The sequence below is a fragment of the Mycobacterium sp. URHB0021 genome (assembly GCF_054057895.1).
This window is the reverse complement of the sequence record NZ_JBSRZT010000002.1, coordinates 383,283-403,007: the sequence shown is the minus strand read 5'-3', so window position 1 is coordinate 403,007 and position 19,725 is coordinate 383,283. Positions and strand designations below refer to the sequence as shown.

At 67.7% G+C, this 19,725-nt stretch carries 18 protein-coding genes; 11 read left to right on the top strand and 7 right to left on the bottom strand.

What is annotated here, in order from left to right:
* Positions 1 to 23 precede the first annotated feature (23 nt).
* From ACVWWN_RS04055 to ACVWWN_RS04025, 7 genes are all read right to left on the bottom strand, one after another.
* A complete protein-coding gene (locus ACVWWN_RS04055) occupies positions 24 to 710 on the bottom strand; it encodes a GntR family transcriptional regulator (RefSeq protein ID WP_457142741.1) in 687 nt (228 codons plus the stop codon).
* 52 nt (positions 711 to 762) lie between these two features.
* On the bottom strand, positions 763 to 1,563 hold the full coding sequence (locus tag ACVWWN_RS04050) for an LLM class F420-dependent oxidoreductase (RefSeq protein ID WP_457142740.1): 801 nt from the start codon (positions 1,561 to 1,563) through the stop codon (positions 763 to 765).
* Between the two features lie 56 nt (positions 1,564 to 1,619).
* Complete coding sequence (locus tag ACVWWN_RS04045) at positions 1,620 to 2,513, bottom strand: alpha/beta fold hydrolase (protein ID WP_457142739.1); 894 nt, start codon at positions 2,511 to 2,513, stop codon at positions 1,620 to 1,622.
* 105 nt (positions 2,514 to 2,618) lie between these two features.
* Positions 2,619 to 3,491: a membrane protein gene (locus tag ACVWWN_RS04040; RefSeq protein WP_457142738.1), complete on the bottom strand. Its 873-nt coding sequence runs from the start codon at positions 3,489 to 3,491 to the stop codon at positions 2,619 to 2,621.
* 143 nt (positions 3,492 to 3,634) lie between these two features.
* Positions 3,635 to 4,711, bottom strand: coding sequence for an inositol-3-phosphate synthase (locus tag ACVWWN_RS04035; protein WP_457142737.1), 1,077 nt, complete (start codon positions 4,709 to 4,711; stop codon positions 3,635 to 3,637).
* Positions 4,712 to 4,754: 43 nt separating this feature from the next.
* Positions 4,755 to 5,303, bottom strand: coding sequence for a PadR family transcriptional regulator (locus ACVWWN_RS04030; protein ID WP_457148990.1), 549 nt, complete (start codon positions 5,301 to 5,303; stop codon positions 4,755 to 4,757).
* Positions 5,304 to 5,467: 164 nt separating this feature from the next.
* A complete protein-coding gene (locus tag ACVWWN_RS04025; RefSeq protein WP_457142736.1) occupies positions 5,468 to 6,325 on the bottom strand; it encodes a DUF1707 SHOCT-like domain-containing protein in 858 nt (285 codons plus the stop codon).
* Positions 6,326 to 6,437: 112 nt separating this feature from the next.
* Between ACVWWN_RS04025 and ACVWWN_RS04020 the strand changes: the two genes are divergently transcribed.
* The 11 genes from ACVWWN_RS04020 to ACVWWN_RS03970 all read left to right on the top strand — a co-directional run bounded on the left by ACVWWN_RS04020 (position 6,438) and on the right by ACVWWN_RS03970 (position 19,721).
* Positions 6,438 to 6,872: a DUF5318 domain-containing protein gene (locus tag ACVWWN_RS04020; RefSeq protein WP_457142735.1), complete on the top strand. Its 435-nt coding sequence runs from the start codon at positions 6,438 to 6,440 to the stop codon at positions 6,870 to 6,872.
* Complete coding sequence (locus ACVWWN_RS04015) at positions 6,865 to 9,321, top strand: transglycosylase domain-containing protein (protein ID WP_457142734.1); 2,457 nt, start codon at positions 6,865 to 6,867, stop codon at positions 9,319 to 9,321. The genes ACVWWN_RS04020 and ACVWWN_RS04015 overlap by 8 nt, the downstream gene beginning before the upstream one ends.
* 161 nt (positions 9,322 to 9,482) lie before the next feature.
* The gene (locus ACVWWN_RS04010) at positions 9,483 to 11,075 is read left to right on the top strand and encodes a glycosyltransferase family 87 protein (RefSeq protein WP_457148989.1); all 1,593 of its coding nucleotides are present in this window, start codon (positions 9,483 to 9,485) and stop codon (positions 11,073 to 11,075) included.
* Positions 11,076 to 11,472: 397 nt separating this feature from the next.
* On the top strand, positions 11,473 to 12,465 hold the full coding sequence (locus ACVWWN_RS04005) for a phosphate/phosphite/phosphonate ABC transporter substrate-binding protein (protein WP_457142733.1): 993 nt from the start codon (positions 11,473 to 11,475) through the stop codon (positions 12,463 to 12,465).
* Entirely contained in the window at positions 12,462 to 13,259 is a 798-nt protein-coding gene (gene phnC, locus ACVWWN_RS04000) for a phosphonate ABC transporter ATP-binding protein (RefSeq protein WP_457142732.1), read from the top strand. The genes ACVWWN_RS04005 and phnC overlap by 4 nt, the downstream gene beginning before the upstream one ends.
* A complete protein-coding gene (gene phnE / locus ACVWWN_RS03995) occupies positions 13,256 to 14,893 on the top strand; it encodes a phosphonate ABC transporter, permease protein PhnE (RefSeq protein ID WP_457142731.1) in 1,638 nt (545 codons plus the stop codon). The genes phnC and phnE overlap by 4 nt, the downstream gene beginning before the upstream one ends.
* Positions 14,894 to 14,991: 98 nt before the next feature.
* The gene (locus ACVWWN_RS03990) at positions 14,992 to 15,762 is read left to right on the top strand and encodes a GntR family transcriptional regulator (protein WP_457142730.1); all 771 of its coding nucleotides are present in this window, start codon (positions 14,992 to 14,994) and stop codon (positions 15,760 to 15,762) included.
* Positions 15,759 to 16,193 (top strand): phosphonate C-P lyase system protein PhnG, encoded by a 435-nt coding sequence (locus ACVWWN_RS03985; RefSeq protein ID WP_457142729.1) that lies wholly within the window; start codon positions 15,759 to 15,761, stop codon positions 16,191 to 16,193. Before ACVWWN_RS03990 ends, ACVWWN_RS03985 begins: the two co-directional genes overlap by 4 nt.
* A complete protein-coding gene (phnH, locus tag ACVWWN_RS03980; protein ID WP_457142728.1) occupies positions 16,190 to 16,771 on the top strand; it encodes a phosphonate C-P lyase system protein PhnH in 582 nt (193 codons plus the stop codon). Before ACVWWN_RS03985 ends, phnH begins: the two co-directional genes overlap by 4 nt.
* Positions 16,771 to 17,904: a carbon-phosphorus lyase complex subunit PhnI gene (locus tag ACVWWN_RS03975; protein ID WP_457142727.1), complete on the top strand. Its 1,134-nt coding sequence runs from the start codon at positions 16,771 to 16,773 to the stop codon at positions 17,902 to 17,904. The genes phnH and ACVWWN_RS03975 overlap by 1 nt, the downstream gene beginning before the upstream one ends.
* Positions 17,901 to 19,721: an alpha-D-ribose 1-methylphosphonate 5-phosphate C-P-lyase PhnJ gene (locus ACVWWN_RS03970; RefSeq protein WP_457142726.1), complete on the top strand. Its 1,821-nt coding sequence runs from the start codon at positions 17,901 to 17,903 to the stop codon at positions 19,719 to 19,721. Before ACVWWN_RS03975 ends, ACVWWN_RS03970 begins: the two co-directional genes overlap by 4 nt.
* Positions 19,722 to 19,725: the final 4 nt, after the last annotated feature.

Genomic DNA, 19,725 nt, shown 5'->3' with positions numbered 1-19,725 from the left:
GTCCGGCAGCGGCTTCAACTCAATCAGAACGCAAACGAGGGACGCATGGCAGGCCCGGCCGGACTGAACACACCGCGCCGAACCAACTCGGCCAGCATGATCCCGGCCATCACCTCGGCCCGATCCGAGCATGCGGCGCGCGCGGCGTCGGGGTCGCGCCGCACGATCGCAGCCATCTCGTTCTCATAGGACGGCAGCAACTCGTCGTGGTTGTTGAGGTATGTCATCCAGAACGCCCGGGGCATGAACGTGTGCGACGCGCGGATCACCGCCTGCAGGCGCGGGCCCGCGTATTCGTCGTTGATGACTTTGCGGAATTGCCAGGCCGTCTCCTGGAATACCGGCGCGTCTCTGCTCTCGCGCATGCCGTCGATCAACACACCGAGCTGCTCGACGATGCGGTGTGGTGCGTCCTCCGCGGCTCGCGCCGACGCGATCCCGCTCACCAGTCCGTGCAATTCGTGGTGTTCGCGCACCACCTGCTCGTCGAACCGTTCGACGTATGCGCCGCGGTGATACTGCGTGGACAGCACACCGTCATGTTCGAGCTGGACTACAGCCTCCTGGATGGGGACGCGGCTGAGCCCGAGCTCGTGCGCGATCTCGTTGCGATCGACTCGGTCGCCGGAACGTAGTTTGCCGGTCAGCACCAAGTTGACGACATGCGAGACCACGAGGTCTTTTTCTTTGACTCCATACTTCTTGGGCATGGCGGCGACAGTCTCTCACGCCGCCTGCCCACTCCGGAGGCGTTACACCGCTTCAGTTTCCATCGGATTGACGACGGTCACGCCAGCGGCACAGTGCCTCGGCCCGGGTCAGGTCGTAGTCGGGTCCGTTGACGCCGACGGTCAGCAGGCTGACCCCGAGGCCGGCGAGCGCATCCGCCTCGGCCAGCAGGGCATCTTCGGTGTCGCCCTCGACGCCGGCCGAGCGTTCGATGGCGGCCGGATCGCGACCGACATCGCCGCAGTGCTTGGCCAGGATCTCGGCCTTCCGCGGGTACTCGGTGCTGCCGGAGAAGGAATGCCAGATGCCGCCGTGCTCGGCGACCTGGCGCAGCGTCTTCTTCTCGCCGCCACCGCCGACGAGGACGGGGATGTCGCGAACCGGCGCCGGGTTGAGTTTGGCCAGCCGCGATTTGATGCGCGGCAGCGCGGCGGCCAAATCGTCGAGCCGGCTGCCCGCGGTGCCGAAGTCGTAGCCGTACTCGTCGTAGTCCTTCTGTTTCCAGCCCGAGCCGATACCGAGGATCAGCCGGCCGTCGGAGATGTTGTCGACGGTGCGCGCCATGTCAGCGAGCAGCTCCGGGTTGCGGTACGAATTGCACGTCACCAGCGCGCCGATCTCCAGCCGCGACGTCTGCTCCGCCCATGCGCCGAGCATCGTCCAGCATTCGTAGTGCGCCCCGTCGGGATCGCCGTAGAGCGGGAAGAAGTGGTCCCAGTTGAAGGCGACGTCGACGCCGATGTCCTCGCAGCGGCGGACTGCGTCACGAATATGGCTGTACTGGGGGGAATGTTGCGGCTGCAGCTGCACGCCGACACGTATTGGGAAGGCCACGGCACAACCGTACTGGCGCGGCTGCATTAACGCCGGGCGGGCCCGACGTCATCCACTCAGGCGTCAAGAACTCCGCGCAGGATGTCGACGAGTGCCCGCGGTTGGTCGCCCTGGACCGAATGCCCGGAGTCGGCGACCACGTGCGTGCGGCGGAAGCCGGGTGCGTTTGCGGCAAACGCATCGGCATCGTCGTCGTTGACGAAATGCGAATTGGCGGCGCGCACCAGCGTGGTGGGCATGGTGATGGACGGGACGTCGTCCCACAGGCGCTCGAACCCGTCCCCCGTGCGCAACGCGTCGTAACGCCAGGTCCAGGTGCCGTCCTCGAGTTGTTTGGAGTTGTGGAAAACGCCGCGGCGCAAGGACTTCCGATCGCGGTGCGGGGCCGCGGCGACGGTGACGTCGAGCATGGCGGCGAAGCTCGGGAACGTGCGGTCACCCTTGACCAGCGCGACGGTGCCCAGCTGCGCCTCGGTCATCTGCTCGTGCCGCTCCGGCGCGGAGGGGGTGACGTCGACCAGTACCAGTTCGGCCACCAGGTCCGGTTCGGAGACGGCCAGCCGGAGCGCGGTCAGCCCGCCCAGCGACATGCCGACGACCAGCCGCGGTGTCGGCGCCCATGCGCGCAGCCGAGGCGCCAGGGTCTCGGCGGCCAGGCGCGGTCCGTAGTCGCCGTCCTCGCGCCATGCCGAGCGGCCGTGCCCCGGCAGGTCGACGGCCAACGCAGGCTCGCCGAGCCCGAGGATGACGGTGTCCCAGGTGTGGGCGTTCTGCCCGCCGCCGTGCAGGAACACCACGCGTGGCGGCTCGTCGCCCCATCTGAGCGCGCTGATCGGCCCGGAGTCGATGCGCCGCACCGTCGGCAGTGGTCCGGTCGCGCCGATCTGCTCGGCGTTCTCGTGGAGCAGCCCGAACTCGCCGAGGCCTACCAGGTCTTCATCGGCAGCCACATGCCGACCCTACAAAACGCCGAGACTGCGGGGAGATCGGGATTCACGTCGAAATGACGATCTCCCCGCAGTGTCGCCGTAATTGTCAGCCTCGGCGACGCGACGTCATCGCCTCGGGCCGCCTTCGCCGTGGTACGCCGGACGGGTGGGCGGCGGAGGCACTGCCGCGGCGTGCTGCGGCTGGCCGGCGCGCTGCGACGGACCGGCGGGATACTGACCGGTGGGATACTGACCGGTGGGATCGTCGGCCGCCCATCTGTAGTCAGACTCCGAGCGTTCGGAGGCCGCGCGGCCGACCGGCCCGGCGTTCACGCGCCGCTCGCGGATATTGCGGCCTTCCCGCTCGGCCGTCGTCAGGTAGTTCTCCCAACGCTCCTGCATCGGCTTGATCAGGCCACCGCCGACGCCCACTACGAGAATGCCGCCGACGGTCGCCAACACCGCGACCAGAACGGGCAGCGTCACGGTCAATGCGATGCCCACCTGGTTGAGCGCGGCGATGATGCCGAGTCCGAGAATGAACACGCTGGCGATGGTGCCCAGCATCCGGCCGTACGAGAAGCCGCTCAGCGCGTTCGAAATGATGTCGCGTACTGCAGCCGCAATCGCGGCGGCCACCACGACGATGATCAGCGCGACGAACAAATTGGGCAGGAACGCGACAACGCCCGAGATCAGATTGCTGACCGGATTGGGACCGAAGACTCCGAAGGCCAATTGCAGAACGATCAACAACAGCGCGAAGTAGACGATCTTGCTGACGATTGTGGAGGCGTCGTAGTTGCTGCGTGCCAGCGCCCGGCGGACGCCGCCGCGCTCCACCGCGCGGTCGAAACCGACCCGTTCGAGGATTTTGTCAACAGCCGTAGCGATCAATTTCGCCACGATCCAGCCGACGATAAGGATCAGCAGGAAAAGAATTACTTTGGGTGCGATGGCCAGCACCGACCCCCACATGTCTCTCAGTTGGTCTTGCATGGCGTGCTCCTTGATACGGGCCAGAACGGCGGCAGTGCTAATTGACACCGGCGTCATACCCGCCTGCCATGTGCGTAAACTCGGGACGGAAATGGCAACGGGGATCCCTTTCGGGATCCCCGTTGATTGCGAGAGTCGAAGCGCTAGCCCTCGATGAAGTTTTCGAGCTGGGTGCGGGCGATGTCGTCCGGCAGCTGCTTCGGCGGGCTCTTCATCAGGTACGCCGAGGCGGCCTCGACCGGTCCGCCGATGCCGCGGTCCTTGGCGATCTTCGCGGCGCGCACCGCGTCGATGATGACGCCGGCCGAGTTCGGCGAGTCCCACACCTCGAGCTTGTACTCCAGGTTCAGCGGCACGTCGCCGAAGGCGCGGCCCTCGAGCCGGACGTAGGCCCACTTGCGGTCGTCGAGCCAGCCGACGTGGTCGGACGGGCCGATGTGCACGTCCTTGGTGTTGAACTCACGCTGCAGGTTGGAGGTGACCGCCTGCGTCTTGGAGATCTTCTTGGACTCCAACCGCGAGCGCTCCAGCATGTTGAGGAAGTCCATGTTGCCGCCGACGTTGAGCTGCATGGTGCGGTCGAGCTGGACGCCGCGGTCCTCGAACAGCTTGGCCATCACGCGGTGGGTGATGGTGGCGCCCACCTGGCTCTTGATGTCGTCGCCGACGATCGGAACGCCGGCGTCGGTGAACTTCTTGGCCCACACCGGGTCGGACGCGATGAATACGGGCAGCGCATTGACGAACGCCACACCGGCGTCGATCGCGCACTGCGCGTAGAACTTGTCGGCCTCTTCGGAGCCCACCGGAAGATACGACACCATGACGTCGACCCTGTTGTCCTTCAGCGTCTTCACCACATCGACCGGGTCGACGTCGGACACCTCGATGGTCTCGGAGTAGTACTTGCCGATGCCGTCGAGGGTCGGTCCACGTTGCACGGTGACGTTGGTCGGCGGCACATCGGCGATCTTGATGGTGTTGTTCTCCGACGCGAAGATGGCCTCCGACAGGTCGAATCCGACCTTCTTGGCGTCCACGTCGAAGGCGGCGACGAACTTCACGTCGCGGACGTGGTATCGGCCGAGCTTCACGTGCATCAGGCCGGGCACCGTGGCGGTCTCGTCGGCGTCCTGGTAATACTGCACACCTTGCACAAGCGAGGACGCGCAGTTGCCTACACCGACAATCGCGACCCGCACCTCGGTGCTTTCAGTCATGACGATTTCTCCCTCTCCTACTAACTCGGTTTTGCTCAGCTGGTTACGGCTGCTGCTCGGCGTGTCCCTGCGCCGTTCGTTCCGCGGCTATCAATTCGTTGAGCCATTTGACTTCGCGCTCACTGGACTCCAACCCGAGCTGATGCAGCTGCCGGGTGTAGCGGTCGATCGAGCTGCTGGCCCGCGCTACTGCTTCACGCAAGCCCTCACGGCGTTCCTCCACCTGACGACGGCGGCCCTCCAAGATCCGCATCCTGGCCTCGGCCGGGGTGCGGTTGAAGAACGCGAGGTGAACACCGAATCCGTCGTCGGAGTAATTCTGCGGACCGGTGTCGGCCACCAATTCGGTGAAGCGTTGCTTACCCGAGTCGGTGAGTTGGTAGACGCGACGAGCGCGCCGCATCTTCGGGATTCCCTCTGGTGCCGCGTCCTCGACGATCAGGCCGTCGGCCTGCATGCGTCGCAGCGCCGGGTAGAGCGAGCCGTACGAGAACGCGCGAAACGCCCCGAGCAGACCTGTCAACCTTTTGCGCAGTTCATAGCCGTGCATAGGTGATTCCAGCAGGAGCCCCAGAACAGCCAATTCGAGAATGAGGGCACCTCCTCGAGAAACTAGTTCACCCGTTACGGCGGTTCGACACCTCGCGAAAGTGTATCGCGCCGATATATACGGCGCTACATCGGTGCATGTATCGAGCACGCGCCTCACGTCGGCGGTGGCCGCGGACGCCGAGCGGCACGCCAGGCGGCGCCCGGTCAGCCGCCGGGGTAGTTGACCTGCTTGACGGTGCCGTCTTCGGCCAGCTGGATGTAGCCGCTGCCGAAGTCGCTGGACACGTACACGTCAATCGAGATCGCATCCGGCGCGGTCGGGTCCCCGCTGGGGTCGATGTTCACATAGGTGCTCTTCACATCGCCCGGTTTGATGTCGAGCGTCTCCGGTGCGCCCCGCAGCACTCCGACGATGGCCTTGATGTCGAACTCGCCGACGTCGACCAGCCGGTCGTCGTCACTCTTGGCGCTCGTCGACGGGTCACCCCAGCCGCCGCGATACGTATAGGACAGCTGGCGGCGATCGTCCGACGGGTCGGCGCGGTCCAGCACCGCGTACTCGGGATAGATGATCAACCGATAGCCCATGGTGTCGCCGAACCGCTGCTTCATCTGTTCGACGAGACCCGTCAGGCCGCCGAGTGAATGCAATTGCCTCGGCGCGGTGATCACCTTCGCGGGAATGCCGTCGGATTTCGCCCCGGGGTCCGAGGTGAAGCTCAGCGGCGAGGTGGTGTTGCCGTAGAGGCCCCAGCCGATCGCGATGCCCAGCACAAGGAGCACACCGGCAACCGCCGCCCGCATCCCCCACCCGCTGCCCGCGCCGGCGACCCTGGCGGGCTTGCGCAAGTCGGGCAGCTGAACCGGAGCGTTCGAATTCTGCAGATCGTCGACGAGGGCCGCCAACTCGCCCAGGGTGGTGGCATTGGTGGCGGCCTTGACCCGCTCCCCGTGCTCGGCCATCGAGAGCTGACCTTCGCTCAGGGCACTGTCCAGGACCTGACACGTGTCGTTCCGGTCGCTGTCCTTCGCCCGGGTGCCCGCAGTCTGCCTGGTAGCCACGACGATGATCGTAGGAGTTAGGTTGCCATCGCCGCAGACCAGATGGCCAACCTGACGGCACAGTGGCGCGGTCACGCCTCCCCCGCGGCAGGGCCGACGTACTCTGGTCTCCGTGCGACTGCAGCGACAAGTGGTGGATTACGCGCTTCGGCGCCGTTCCCTGCTGGCCGAGGTCTACTCGGGACGCACCGGTGTCTCGGAGGTCTGCGACGCCAATCCCTACCTGCTACGGGCAGCGAAGTTCCACGGGAAGCCCAGTTCGGTGATGTGCCCGATCTGCCGCAAGGAACAGCTCACCTTGGTGTCGTGGGTGTACGGGGACCACCTCGGCGCCGTGTCTGGTTCGGCGCGCACCGCAGAGGAACTGGTGCTGCTGGCCACCCGCTACGACGAATTCTCTGTATACGTGGTGGAGGTATGCCGGACCTGCGAATGGAATCACTTGGTCAAGTCCTATGTGCTCGGCGCGATCCCACCTTCTGGAGGGTCTCGGGGTTCGCGACGCACCCAGACGGCGCGCGGTCGCGCGCGCACGGCCAGTGAATAGCGAAGGGCGCCACGACCGGTCAGTCAATGACGTCCGTAAAGGGCAGGCGGCTGATGGTGCGGGCGTGCGTGCATCGCGCCCACCGTCCGGCCCGCCGCGGCACCGCGCCGCGGGCGCACCGCCCGACGACCGCCTGACCGCGGTTCTACCCGCGTTTCGTGACAACACCCCGGCGCATCTTCGCGACCCGATCGACGTGGTCAAGGCCGCACTCGACGGGGTTCCACCGCCCAAGCCGCCGCCACCACCGGTCCCGCCCCGCCGTCCACCCGGCGGAGGCGGACCACCCGGAGAGCCGCCCGGGCAGCGGACCAGCTTCGCCGACCAGATCAACTGGAAGTGGGTGCGCCGCAGCCTGTACCTGGGGGTGGCGGTGCTCATCGTGCTTCCGCTGGTCACCTTCGGGATGGCCTACCTGATCGTCGACGTGCCCAAACCGGGCGACATCCGCACCAACCAGGTGTCGACGATCTTGGCCGGCGACGGCAGCGAGCTCGCGAAAATCGTTCCCCCGGAGGGCAACCGCGTCGATGTCAACATCGACCAGATCCCGGTGCACGTGCGCGATGCGGTGATGGCCGCCGAGGACCGCGACTTCTACTCCAACCCGGGCTTCTCCTTCTCCGGATTCGCCCGCGCGTTCAAGAACAACATCTTCGGTGGTGACCTGCAGGGCGGATCGACGATCACCCAGCAGTACGTCAAGAACGCGTTGGTCGGGGATGCGCGCTCCGGTGTCGGCGGCCTCATCCGCAAGGCCAAGGAACTGGTCATCTCGACCAAGATGTCCGGCGAATGGTCCAAGGATCAGGTGCTGCAGTCGTATTTGAACATCATCTACTTCGGCCGCGGCGCCTACGGCATCTCGGCCGCCGCCAAGGCCTACTTCAACAAACCGGTCGAGCAACTCAACGTGGCCGAGGGCGCGCTGCTGGCCGCTCTCATCCAGCGGCCATCCGGTCTCGACCCCGCGGTCAACCCGGAGGGCGCGGTGGAGCGGTGGAACTGGGTGCTCGACGGCATGGTCGACATCGGTGCGCTGTCGAAGCAGGACCGTACGGCGCAACAATTTCCGCCGACGGTGCCGCCCGAACAGGCGCGCTCGCAGGATCAGACGACGGGACCCAACGGCCTGATCGAGCGCCAGGTGACCAAGGAGCTGCTCGACCTGTTCGACATCAACGAACAGACGTTGAACACCCAGGGCCTGCAGATCACCACCACTATCGATCCGAAGGCGCAAAAGGCCGCCGAGGATGCGGTCTCGGAGACTCTCGACGGCCAGGACCCGGACATGCGGTCGGCCGTGGTGTCCATCGATCCGCACAACGGCGCCGTCAAGGCCTATTACGGCGGCACCGACGCCAACGGGTTCGATTTCGCGCAGGCCGGTCTGCCGACGGGCTCGTCTTTCAAGGTGTTCGCTCTGGTCGCCGCTCTCCAGCAGGGCATGGGGCTGGGCTATCAGGTGGACAGCTCACCGGTCGAGGTCAACGGCATCAAGATCACCAACGTGGAGGGCGCCGGCTGCGGCACCTGCAACATCGCCGAAGCCCTGAAGCGGTCGCTGAACACCAGCTACTACCGGTTGATGCTGAAGCTGAAGAACGGCCCGGCCGACGTCGCCGACGCGGCGCACAAGGCCGGCATCGCGGAGAGCTTCCCCGGCGTCGACCACACGCTGTCCGAGGACGGCAAGGGTGGTCCGCCCAACAACGGGGTGGTGCTGGGCCAGTACCAGACCCGGGTGCTGGACATGGCGTCGGCCTATGCCACGCTGGCCGCCTCCGGCGTCTATCACAACCCGCACTTCGTGCAGAAGGTGGTCAACGCGCAGGGCGAGGTGCTGTTCGACGCCGCCCAGCAGAACAACTCGGGTGAGCAGCGCATCGACAAGGCAGTGGCGGACAATGTCACCTCTGCCATGCAGCCGATCGCGGCCTACTCTAACGGCCACAACCTCGCGGGCGGACGCCCGTCGGCCGCGAAGACCGGCACGAACCAGCTCGGCGACACCGGCGCCAACCGGGACGCATGGATGGTCGGCTACACCCCGTCGCTGTCGACGGCGGTGTGGGTGGGTACCACCCAGGGCACGAAGCCGCTGGAGAACAAGTACGGCTCGCCGGTTTACGGTTCGGGTCTGCCGTCAGACATCTGGAAGGCGACGATGGACGGTGCGCTGGACGGCACCGACAACGAGTCCTTCCCGAAGCCGACCGAGATCGGGGGCTATGCCGGTCCACCGCAGGCGCCTGCGCCTCCGCCGACAGCGACCGCACCGCCGAGTCCGACGGAAACCGTGATCCAGCCGACCATCGAGGTGGCACCGGGCATCACAATCCCGCTCGGGCCGCCGACCACCGTGCCCATCGGTCCCCCGCCGCCCGAACCAGTGCTCGTAGCACCCGGAGCGCCGGCGGTTCCGCCTCCGCCTCCGCCCCCGTGACGCGAACCGACGACGACGGCGGCGGCGCCCCCGACGAACCGGACCCGGCTTCGGCAGTATCGCCGGCTCCGCCGGCTTCGGCAGTATCGCCGGCTCCGCCGGCTTCGGCAGTATCGCCGGCTCCGCCGGCAGAAGACCGGCGGAGCTTCGACGAACGCGATCTGCCCAGCCGTACAGACACCCTGGGCGCTGCACTCTCCGGGGTGGTCGGCGGGCCAGTCGGTCGACACGCACTGATCGGCCGGAACCGGTTCATGACCCCACTGCGGGTGATGCTGATCATCGCGGTGGTGTTCCTGGCACTGGGCTACACCACGAAGGCGGCGTGCCTACAGACCACCGGCACCGGCACCGCCGATCAGCGAGTCGGCAACTGGCAGAATCAGCGCGCCTACTACGAGCTCTGCTACTCCGACACCGTTCCCCTGTACACCGCGGAACTGTTGAATCTGGGCAAGTTCCCGTACAAGTCGAGCTGGCTCGAGACCGAGAGCAACGGTAAACCGAGGCTTCAGTACGACGGAAAGCCCGCGGTCCGCTACATGGAGTATCCGGTGCTGACCGGCATCTACCAGTACGTGTCCATGTCGCTGGCCAAGACTTACACGGCCCTCACCAAACTGGTGGCGGTGCCGATCATCGCCGAGGTGGTGATGTTCTTCAACATCGCCGCATTCGGTCTCGCGCTGGCGTGGCTGGTCACCGTGTGGGCGGCGTCGCGACTGGCGGGCCCGCGTCGGGTCTGGGACGCGGCGCTGGTCGCCGGTTCACCGATCCTGATCTTCCAGGTGTTCACCAACTTCGACGCGCTCGCAACGGCTTTCGCGACCGGCGCGCTGCTGGCATGGGCCAGGAGAAGACCGGTGCTGGCCGGCGCCCTGATCGGATTGGGCGTAGCTGCCAAGCTGTATCCACTGCTGCTGTTCATCCCGCTGATGATTCTCGGCCTGCGGACTGGACGGCTGCGTGAGGTCGGAAAGGCCGCGGTCAGCACCGTGCTGACGTGGTTCGTGGTGAACCTGCCGATCATGGTCCTGTTCCCGCGCGGATGGTCGGAGTTCTTCCGGCTCAACACCCGGCGCGGCGATGACATGGATTCGGTCTACAACATCGTGAAGTCCTTCACCGGGTGGCGCGGATTCGACCCCGACCTCGGGTTCTGGCAGCCGCCCACCGTGCTCAATGCGGTGACCGCAGTTCTGTTCATATCGTGTTGCATCGCCATCACCTACATCGCGCTCACGGCCGACAAGCGTCCCCGCCTCATGCAGGTGGCGTTCCTCGTCGTCGCGGCGTTTTTACTGACCAACAAGGTGTGGAGTCCGCAGTTCTCGCTCTGGCTGGTGCCGCTGGCCGTGTTGGCGCTGCCGCACCGCCGAATACTGCTGGCGTGGATGACCATCGACGCACTCGTCTGGGTGCCGAGAATGATGTACCTGTACGGCGAACAGAACCGCGGCCTGCCCGAGCAGTGGTTCACGGCCACCGTGTTGATCCGTGACATCGCGATTGTCGTGTTGTGCGCCTTGGTGATTCGCCAGATCTACCACCCGGAATTGGACCTGGTACGCAACCGCGGTCAGGTGGACGACCCGTCCGGCGGCGTGTTCGACGGCGCGCCGGATGAACCGCCACGCCGGCTGCCGGACTGGCTGCGGCCCCAGGCCGACCGTACCCGGGTGACGGCGGCTCCGCCTGACGACGCGGCCGATCGCGAATCGGAACCGGACCTCGCGGGTCAGCCGAGTACCTGAGGCGGCGGCCCGTGCTGGTGGCAATTCCCCTGTTCGAGCGGCTCACCGCCGCGGCCGGGGTGTCCAGCGACAGCGACATGGGCCTGCGGCTGGCAGAGCTCTTGTCCGGCCGCGACCGCCGAGACCAAGGCACTGGCGCACCAGTTCTACCGGCATCGTGCCCGAACTCCTGTAAACGCCGGGCCGACACCTGCTGAGGTCGCCGCCGCGCGATTGAGAGCGGTCTCACACGCAAAGCGTAAATCTGTTGCTGAAAAGGTTGATTCATGCGTAGGGGCGTTCTCATTGCACGTCCGAAGTTGGTTCGCCGGTAACCAAAGAGTCCCCTCGGCTGCACCGGGCGCGACAACGATCTGGACGTCTGATCGACCCGCCTCAGGGCGGAAAGGAGAATCCGATGTCCTCTGCTTCCCGACGTTCGGTCGGCGTCGTCGGCTTGTGCCGGGTCGCCGGTGTCGCCGTGCTGGCCACGCTGACGTTGGCAGCCTGCGGCCAGAGCGCCAGCAGCAGCTCCGGCGGTGCGGGCGGCGATTCGTCGGGTGGTCGCAACCCCGACGAACTGGTCCTGGCCGCCGTGCCCGCCGAGAACGCCCAGAGTCTGCAGCAGGACTACCAGCCGTTGATCGGCCTGCTCGAGAAGGAGACCGGCAAGAAAATCCGGTTCCAGAGCGCCACAAGCTATTCCTCTGTCATCGAAGCGCAACGGACGGGCAAGGTCGACATCGCCCAGTACGGTGCGCTCTCCCTGATCACCGCACAGAACAGCGGTGTGAAGGTCACCCCGATCGCGGCGCAGACGGTGAAGAAGGGCGCCACGCCTGGGTATCAGTCCTACGCCATCACCCGTCCGGAGACCGGGATCAAGACGCTGGCCGACTTCAAGGGCAAGAAGATCTGCTTTGTCGATCCCGCCTCTACGTCGGGCTACCTGTACCCGTCGGCGGCGTTGATCCAGGCGGGAATCGACCCGAAGAAGGATGTCACTCCCGTGATGGCCGGCGGGCACGACGCATCGGCCCTCGCTGTCCTGCACGGACAGTGCGACGCCGGATTCGCCGAGGACAGCATGATCGACTACACACTGCCGACGAAGGGACAACTGAAACCGGGCGAGCTGAACGTGCTCTGGAAGTCCGACACGATCTCCGGTTCACCGATCGGCCTCAGCGACGACCTCGCACCGGATCTCAAGACGAAGATCGCCGAGGTCTTCGACACCAAGGCGAACGTCGACTACTTGAACGCCAACGGGTTCTGCACCCCGGCGTGCAAGTCCGCCGACGACTCCGGCGACTGGGGGTGGGCCAAGGTGGACAACGCGTTCTACGACCCCGTGCGCAAGGTGTGCGAAACCACCCAGGCCCCGCAGTGCACCGGGAAATCGTCATGACCGGGGACGTAACCGACACCGCGGTGCGGTTCGACTCCGTCTGCAAGCAGTTCGGCGCAGAAATACATGCGCTGCACGATGTTTCGCTGACGGTGAGCAAGGGTGAGATCGTGGTGCTGCTCGGCCTGTCGGGTTCGGGCAAGTCCACGCTGCTGCGTCACGTCGACGGCCTGCAGCGCCCGACGTCGGGCAGTGTCACCGTGCTGGGCACCGATGTCGGTCGAGCGACGGGTGGCGAACTCCGGCGGTTGCGCAGACGCGTCGGCTTCGTCTTCCAGCAGTTCCATCTGGTCGGCAGCCTGAGCGTGCTGGAGAACGTCTGCTCCGGTGCACTGGGCCGGTTGCGCGGCCCCCGGCTGGGATTGTTCAGCTACCCCAAGGCCCTGCGTCACGAGGCGCTGGCACACCTGGACCGGGTCGGGTTGCAGGACAGGGCGTTTCAGCGCGCCGACACGCTGTCTGGCGGCCAGCAACAACGGGTGGCGGTGGCGCGGGCGCTGATGCAGCGTCCGGAGATCCTGCTCGCCGACGAACCGGTGGCATCGCTGGATCCGGAGTCGTCGGCGCAGGTGATGCAGCTGATCAGGGAGATCAGCGCCGAGCAGCGGCTGACCGTGCTGTGCAGCCTGCACCAGGTCAGCCTCGCGCTGAGCTGGGGTGACCGGGTGATCGGACTGCGCGCGGGCAGGGCGGTCCTGGACACCCCGGTTGCCGCACTGGACCGCGACGACACCATGGCGTTGTACGCCAAGGTGGGCGCCGCGCAGATGTCGGCGAGGGCCGCCGTCGCGTGACGATCGCGCCGCCGGTGCCGGCGCAACAGCGGACGCTGGCCGGGCCGCGTCCCGGCCGGACCGCGGCCTGGCTGACCCTCGCGGTGGTCGCCGCCGCGGGTTGCTGGGCCGTGGTAGACCTGCGCATCAACGTCGCGACCTTCGTCGACAGCGCCCATAACGCAGCGGATTTCGCGGGGCGGATGTTCCCGCTCGATTTCCCCGCGCCGGACGAGTTGCTGGCCTTGACCGGCCAGACCATGGCGATCGTGGTGTCGGCGACGCTGTTGTCGGTGATCATCAGTGGCCCGCTGGCGATATTGGCCGCCTCGAACACCACGCCCGGGCATGCCTCGCGGTACGGCGCGCGCACCCTGATCGTGATCGTGCGGGCGGTGCCGGACGTGGTGCTGGCCATCATCTTCTTCCGGATCTTCGGACTCGGCTCGATGACCGGCGTGCTGGCGATGGGCGTGCACTCGGTGGGCATGGTCGGCAAGCTCTACGCCGACGCCATCGAACAGATCGACGAGGGACCGCGCGCCGCGGTGCGGGCCAACGGCGCCTCCCCCTCACAGGAACTCATCGCCGGTGTGCTTCCGCAGGTGTTGCCGGCATTCGTCGCGACGGCGCTGCACCGCCTCGACATCAACCTGCGCATCTCGGTGCTACTCGGTTTCGTCGGCGTCAACGGCCTCGGTTACCAGATCGCCTTGTCCTTCAAGCAACTCGATTACCGGCGGGGCATGGCGCTGGCCTTCGTGGTGCTGGTGCTGTGCGTCGTCGTCGAGCTACTCTCCGGCGCGATCCGCCGGACACTGCTGCGCAACACCGGTGACCACAAAAGCCACACCGCATCCATGCACCGCGGCGAGCAGGTCAGTCCGCCGTGGACGCCGTTGCGGATGCGGCGACTGGGTTACGCGGCGGTGACGGCGTTGGTGATCGTCGCCTCGGCCTGGGGCGCCGATCTGAACCCGGTTCAGTTCGTCAGGTCGCTGGGCGGTGTCGGCGAGACCGCAGGCTTGTTCTGGCCGCCGGAGACGGGCGGGATCTTCACCAGCCTGCTGGCGGATCTGTGGTTGACGGTGCAGATCGTGTTGGGCGCCACCGTGATCGGCGCCGTGCTGGCCCTGCCGATCGGAGCGCTCGCGGCGCGCAATGTGCCCCCACCGCCGCGGGTGGCTCATGCGTTCCGCCTCCTGGTGGTGGTGATCCGGGGGATACCCGAACTCGTGCTGGCAGTGGTGTTCGTGGTGATCACCGGGCTCGGAGCGGTGGCGGGCACCCTGGCGTTGGCGGTGGGTGCCGTCGGGCTGCTGGGCAAGCTGATCGCCGACTCGCTCGAGGAGGTCGATCCGGGCCCGGAGCAGGCTGTCCGCGCCACCGGGGCCGGCCGTTGGCAGGTGTTCTGCGCCGGAACGCTGCCGCAGGCCGCACCGGCATTCGTCGGGCATGTCCTCTATCAGCTCGACGTCAACATCCGGTCGGCGACGTTGCTGGGCATCGTGGGCGCGGGCGGCATCGGGTTCGATCTGCTCAGCGCGGCGCAGATCCTCGAGTTCGGTTTGGTGACAACGATTCTGCTGCTGGTGTTCGCTACGGTGCTGGCCGTCGAGGCGTTGGCGGTGTGGCTGCGCCACGAGTTGCGGTGAGACGTTCGAAACAAGTGTTCCGGATGTTCACCTCGGGACGCACGAGCGTTGGCCACCGTGAAGTTGTTCGGACAAGCGGCGGCGGCACGGTGGAGACCATGACATCGACCAGATACCTGGAGATCGCCGACCAGTTGGCCGGCGAACTGGCGGCGTGCGCGCCCGGCACCCGGGTGTCCAGCGAGCCGGAGTTGGCCAACCGATTCGGTGTCGGACGGGCGGCGGCCCGCTCGGCGCTGCAAGAGCTCGAGCGCCGCCTGCTGGTGCGACGGGTCCAGGGCGCAGGTACCTTCGTCAACCGGCGCATCGACTACCTGATCTCGCGCAACAGGCCACCGTCCTGGCACGCCACTGTCATCGCCGCGGGCGCAGTGCCGCGGTCGCAGACCAAGAACGTGGAGCGGATCGGCCTGCCGGTCGGTGACGCCGAGCGACTCGGGCGGCCACCGGGCACGCCCATCTATCGGATCACCCGCCACTTCTTCATCGACGACCTGCTCGCCTCGATCACCCAGGAACTCATCCCGGTGGCCGCCGTCCCCGATCTCGACATCGCCCTGCACAGCGTCGAATCGGTGGACACCGTGCTGCGTCAGCTGGGCGGTGTCCGCCCGGTGCGGGCCTGGTGCCGGGCCAGTCTCGACATCCCGCCGCTGGAAGTGCTGCGGGAGTTGGGGATCGAAGCCAGCGTGCCGGTCTGGCGGATCGACAGCCTGAACCGAGATGACTCCTCGGGTGAGGTGCTGCTGACCAGCAGCGCCTGGACCCGCGCCGACGCCGTGCGGGTCGTGGTCGAACTCGAGGACAACCCCACGGCAGTCCATGAGACCAATGAGCAGCCGCACGACGACGAGAAGGAAACAGCATGACCGCCCCATTGGACCGCTCGCAGCGGTGCGGATTGTTGGCCGAGGCCGACGTGGACGAACTCCGGGACCTCGCCGACGCCTGCCTGGCCGACGGCGCCGACGTGCGGGTGCTGCTCGCGCCGGAGGTCGGCTGCGTGTCGACACAGATCCGCGAGCCGGTTGCCGACGAACGGTTCCTGATCGGCGACGTGCTCGCCTGCCGCGCCGAGGTCGAACTGGCCGGACACCGCGGCTGGGCCATGCGGCTCGGCGACGACCGGGCCGCCGTGCTCGCCGCCGCGGTGTTGGACGCCGAGGCCGTGGGGGGCCGGCCCCATGCGGCGGCTGTGGACGAGCTGTGTCGCGCGGTGGCACGCCGGCTGACCGACCGCCAGGACCACGAATGGGCCGAATTGGCGCCCACCATCGTCGAATTCGAGGAGCTGACATGACAGCAGTGTTCGCTGCGGCCCTGCACCCGGCCGATTCGCAGCAGGTGTTCCGGGCGGTGCTCGACGCGCTGGCCCGACCGGGAACGGCGAGGTCCTTGCCGGAAGGGCCGCTGCGGACGCTGGCGCCTGCGGTGGTTCCGGTGTTCGCTCTCGCCGACCTCGGCACCGGGGTGTGCGTGCTGGAAAATGCGGACGACCGCTGGGGTGACATCGTCACGACGGCGACCAACGCGCCGCTGTGGCCCGCGGAACTGGCCCGGCTGGTCGCCGCGGTGCGCCCCGTGACCGAGGCCGAGGTCCGCGACTTCGCCCGGGGCACCGCCCTGGCACCCGGGACGGCCGCGCTGGTGTCGCTGGCGGTGCCCGACGTCCACGGCGGCGCACGCCGCTGGCGGATGACGGGCCCCGGAATTCCCGGCGAGACGACACTGTCGCCGTTGGGACTGCCGCCAGGATTCGTCGCCGCCCGTGCCGAGGCGGTGGCCGGCTACCCGGCCGGCATCGATGTCCTGCTGGTGACCCGCGACGGCCACGTCGTCGGTCTGCCCCGCACCACCACGATCACCGAGGAGAGCTGATGGGCTACGCAGGAGCACGAGGCGGGATGCAGGCCATCCTCGCCGCAGAGGAGCTGGTCCGCCGGTCCCGGGACGACGCGCCGGTGCCGTGGGCGTCGACCGAGCAGATCACCGCCCGGTTCCGGCTCGCGGTCGATCGGGTGATGGGCGAAGGCGCGCTGTACGACGAAGGCACCGCCGCCGCCGCGCTGCGGCAGGCCGAAGGCGACCCGCAGGAGTCCGCGCACCTGGTCCGGGCGCATCGGTCGACGCTGCCGAGGCTGGCCGTCAGCGAGCCGGTGGATCCGAACGAGATGGTGATCATGCGCCGCATCGTGTCGGCGTACCGAGAGCCCGACGGCCCCCAATTGCTCGGCCGCACGACCGATTACACGCGACGCCTGCTGGACAAGACGAAAGAGCCGCCGCGCGCGCCGTCGACCGACGAGGCGCCGGCGGCACCGCCCCGGACCCCGGAACAGCGCACCCCGCGGCGGTTCCTCGACCTTCTGCGCGAGATGGATCTGGCCGTCGACCACCGCGGCGGCGAGGACGCCGACCCGGTCGACATCGCACGGGTGCCGGCCCGTCCGCCCGCGCCGCGCTCCGCCGTGCTGGCCTCGATGGCCCGCGCGGAGACCGGGGCGCTGGTCGCCCTGTGGTACCGCTCAATCCTCGGGCCGGACGGCGACGTCCGCGAGGTGACGCTGGGCGAAGTCCGCCACGGCCGGGTGCCGCTGCGGGTGCGGCACCCCCATACCGGCGATCCGGTGACGGTCGGCTGGTTCCGGGTCACCGAGGCCGAAGCCATCGAGGACCTCGACGGCGCCGACGAGGACCGCAGCCGCTTCGACGTCGGCTACGGAATCTGCTTCGGGCACAACGAACGCAAGGCGATCGCGATGGCGGCGATGGACATCGCCAACCGGCGGTTCGGCCGGTCGGGTCCGCTGGAGCAACTGCTCCTCCTGACCACCGACGGCCTTGACTCCGGCGGCTTTCTGGAGCACCTCAAATTGCCGCACTACGTCACCTTCCGCTCGATGGTGGACCGGAAGAGGGCGCTGCAGGACGCGGAGCCCGGCACCGACGATGACACCGAAGATGCTGTCTCCGTGGGTATTCCACAACCCGTCGGAGGAGACCGCGCATGACCACCACCGCAGAACTGCTCACCGAAGTGGCCGCGGACACCGCGCCCGCCGGGATCCTCGACGAGGGCGCCAAACGTGAGATCCGCCGCGCCGTGCTCACCGCCGTCTGCGTGCCGGGATATCAGGTGCCGTTCGGCTCGCGGGAAATGCCCGTCGCCCGCGGCTGGGGGTCCGGGGGCCTGCAGATCACGCTGGCGGTGATCGGCGCGCAGGACACCGTCAAGGTCATCGACCAGGGCGACGACGCCGGCGTCAACGCCACCAACCTGCGCCGGATGATCGCCGCCACCACCGGATGCACCGAAACCGTGGACACCCGCGAAGCCACCGTGGTGCAGACCCGCCACCGGGTCCCGGAGGAGGCGATGGGGCCGGGCAAGGTGCTGGTGTTCCAGGTCCCGGTCGCCGAGATGCTGCGCAAGGTACAGAAGTCGGTCGCCGAGTGCGAGCGGATGCACGCCGAGAACGACTACGCGCTGATGTGGGTCAGCCTCTACGAGGACATCGTGCGCAACGGGATGGTCACCAAGACAACCGGATACCCGGTGCTCGTCGCCGGCCGCTATGTGATGACGACGTCGCCGGTCCCGCGGTGGGATGTACCGCGCCTGCACCAGAGCGAACACATCAACCTCTACGGCGCCGGCCGGGAGAAACGGATCATGGCGATCCCGCCGCACACCGAGGTGGCGCCGCTGACGTTCGACGACGTGCCGTTCGAGGTGGAGCACGCCGCAGGCGCGGTGTGCAAGCTGTGCGGCAGCGACGACGTGTACCTGGTGCCGGCGGGCACCAGCGGCGGATTCGCCTGCAGCGACACCGAATGGTGTGCCCGGGTGCGCGACGGTGACGCCGACCGCGAGGCTCACCGCGAGCGGGCGCCACTGCAGTTGCTGCCCGACCCGGGCCGTCGTGCCGCGGCCACCGCCGCGGCGGCCCGGCACCGTCCGATCCCGCGCCGGGAGGCCACCGCTGTCGGCCCCGACTGGATGCTGCGGGTCGACTCGATCGGCAAGGTGCACGGGCCGGGTGGTGTGCACGCGGTCCAGGGCACCGGACCGGAGCACGGCACCGCCGTCAGCCCGGCCACCGGCGCCATCGTCGCGGCCTGGGGCGTGTCGTTCGACGTCGCCCCCGGCGAGGCGCTCGGGGTGATCGGCGAATCCGGTTCGGGTAAGTCGACCGTGCTGTCCTGCGTGATCGGTGACGAACGTGCCACCGCGGGGTCGGTGCATCTGGCCACCGTGGACGGTGGACGGACGGATCTGCTGGGACTGCCCGACGCGCAGCGGCGTGGCCTGCGCATCGACGGGATGGCGGTCGTGCATCAGAACCCGGCCGACGGGCTGGACCTGCGGATCAGCGCCGGTGGCAACATCGCCGAACGGTTGACCGCGGCGGGTTGGCGCAACTACCACGACATCCGCAACCGGGCGGCCGAACTGCTTGAGCGGGTGGAGGTTCCGCTGTCGCGGATGGATGATCCCGTCGGAACGTTCTCCGGCGGCATGCGGCAGCGGGTGCAGATCGCCAAGGCGCTGGCCACCGAACCGCCGGTGGTGCTGCTGGACGAGCCGACGACGGGGCTGGACGCGTCGGTCGCCGCCGGGGTGCTCGACCTGCTGCGCAGCCTGCTGGCCGAACGCAACATCGCGGCCGTCGTGGTGAGCCACGACTTCTCGGTGATCGAGGCGCTCACCGACCGCAGCATCGTCATGCACCTCGGCCGGGTCATCGAGGCGGGACTGACCGACCAGCTGTTCCACGACCCGCATCAGCCCTACACCCAGCGGCTGGTCGCCGCGGCGAGGAGGTGAGCGT

What these genes read in the sequence shown, in the direction of transcription:
- ACVWWN_RS04005 (WP_457142733.1), top strand. Translation starts at nt 11,473, where the DNA reads ATGTCCTCTGCTTCCCGACGTTCGGTCGGCGTCGTCGGCTTGTGCCGG.
- ACVWWN_RS03970 (WP_457142726.1), top strand. Translation starts at nt 17,901, where the DNA reads ATGACCACCACCGCAGAACTGCTCACCGAAGTGGCCGCGGACACCGCG.
- ACVWWN_RS04040 (WP_457142738.1), bottom strand. Translation starts at nt 3,491, where the DNA reads ATGCAAGACCAACTGAGAGACATGTGGGGGTCGGTGCTGGCCATCGCA.
- phnH (WP_457142728.1), top strand. Translation starts at nt 16,190, where the DNA reads ATGACAGCAGTGTTCGCTGCGGCCCTGCACCCGGCCGATTCGCAGCAG.
- ACVWWN_RS04035 (WP_457142737.1), bottom strand. Translation starts at nt 4,711, where the DNA reads ATGACTGAAAGCACCGAGGTGCGGGTCGCGATTGTCGGTGTAGGCAAC.
- ACVWWN_RS03985 (WP_457142729.1), top strand. Translation starts at nt 15,759, where the DNA reads ATGACCGCCCCATTGGACCGCTCGCAGCGGTGCGGATTGTTGGCCGAG.
- phnC (WP_457142732.1), top strand. Translation starts at nt 12,462, where the DNA reads ATGACCGGGGACGTAACCGACACCGCGGTGCGGTTCGACTCCGTCTGC.
- ACVWWN_RS03990 (WP_457142730.1), top strand. Translation starts at nt 14,992, where the DNA reads ATGACATCGACCAGATACCTGGAGATCGCCGACCAGTTGGCCGGCGAA.
- ACVWWN_RS03975 (WP_457142727.1), top strand. Translation starts at nt 16,771, where the DNA reads ATGGGCTACGCAGGAGCACGAGGCGGGATGCAGGCCATCCTCGCCGCA.
- ACVWWN_RS04055 (WP_457142741.1), bottom strand. Translation starts at nt 710, where the DNA reads ATGCCCAAGAAGTATGGAGTCAAAGAAAAAGACCTCGTGGTCTCGCAT.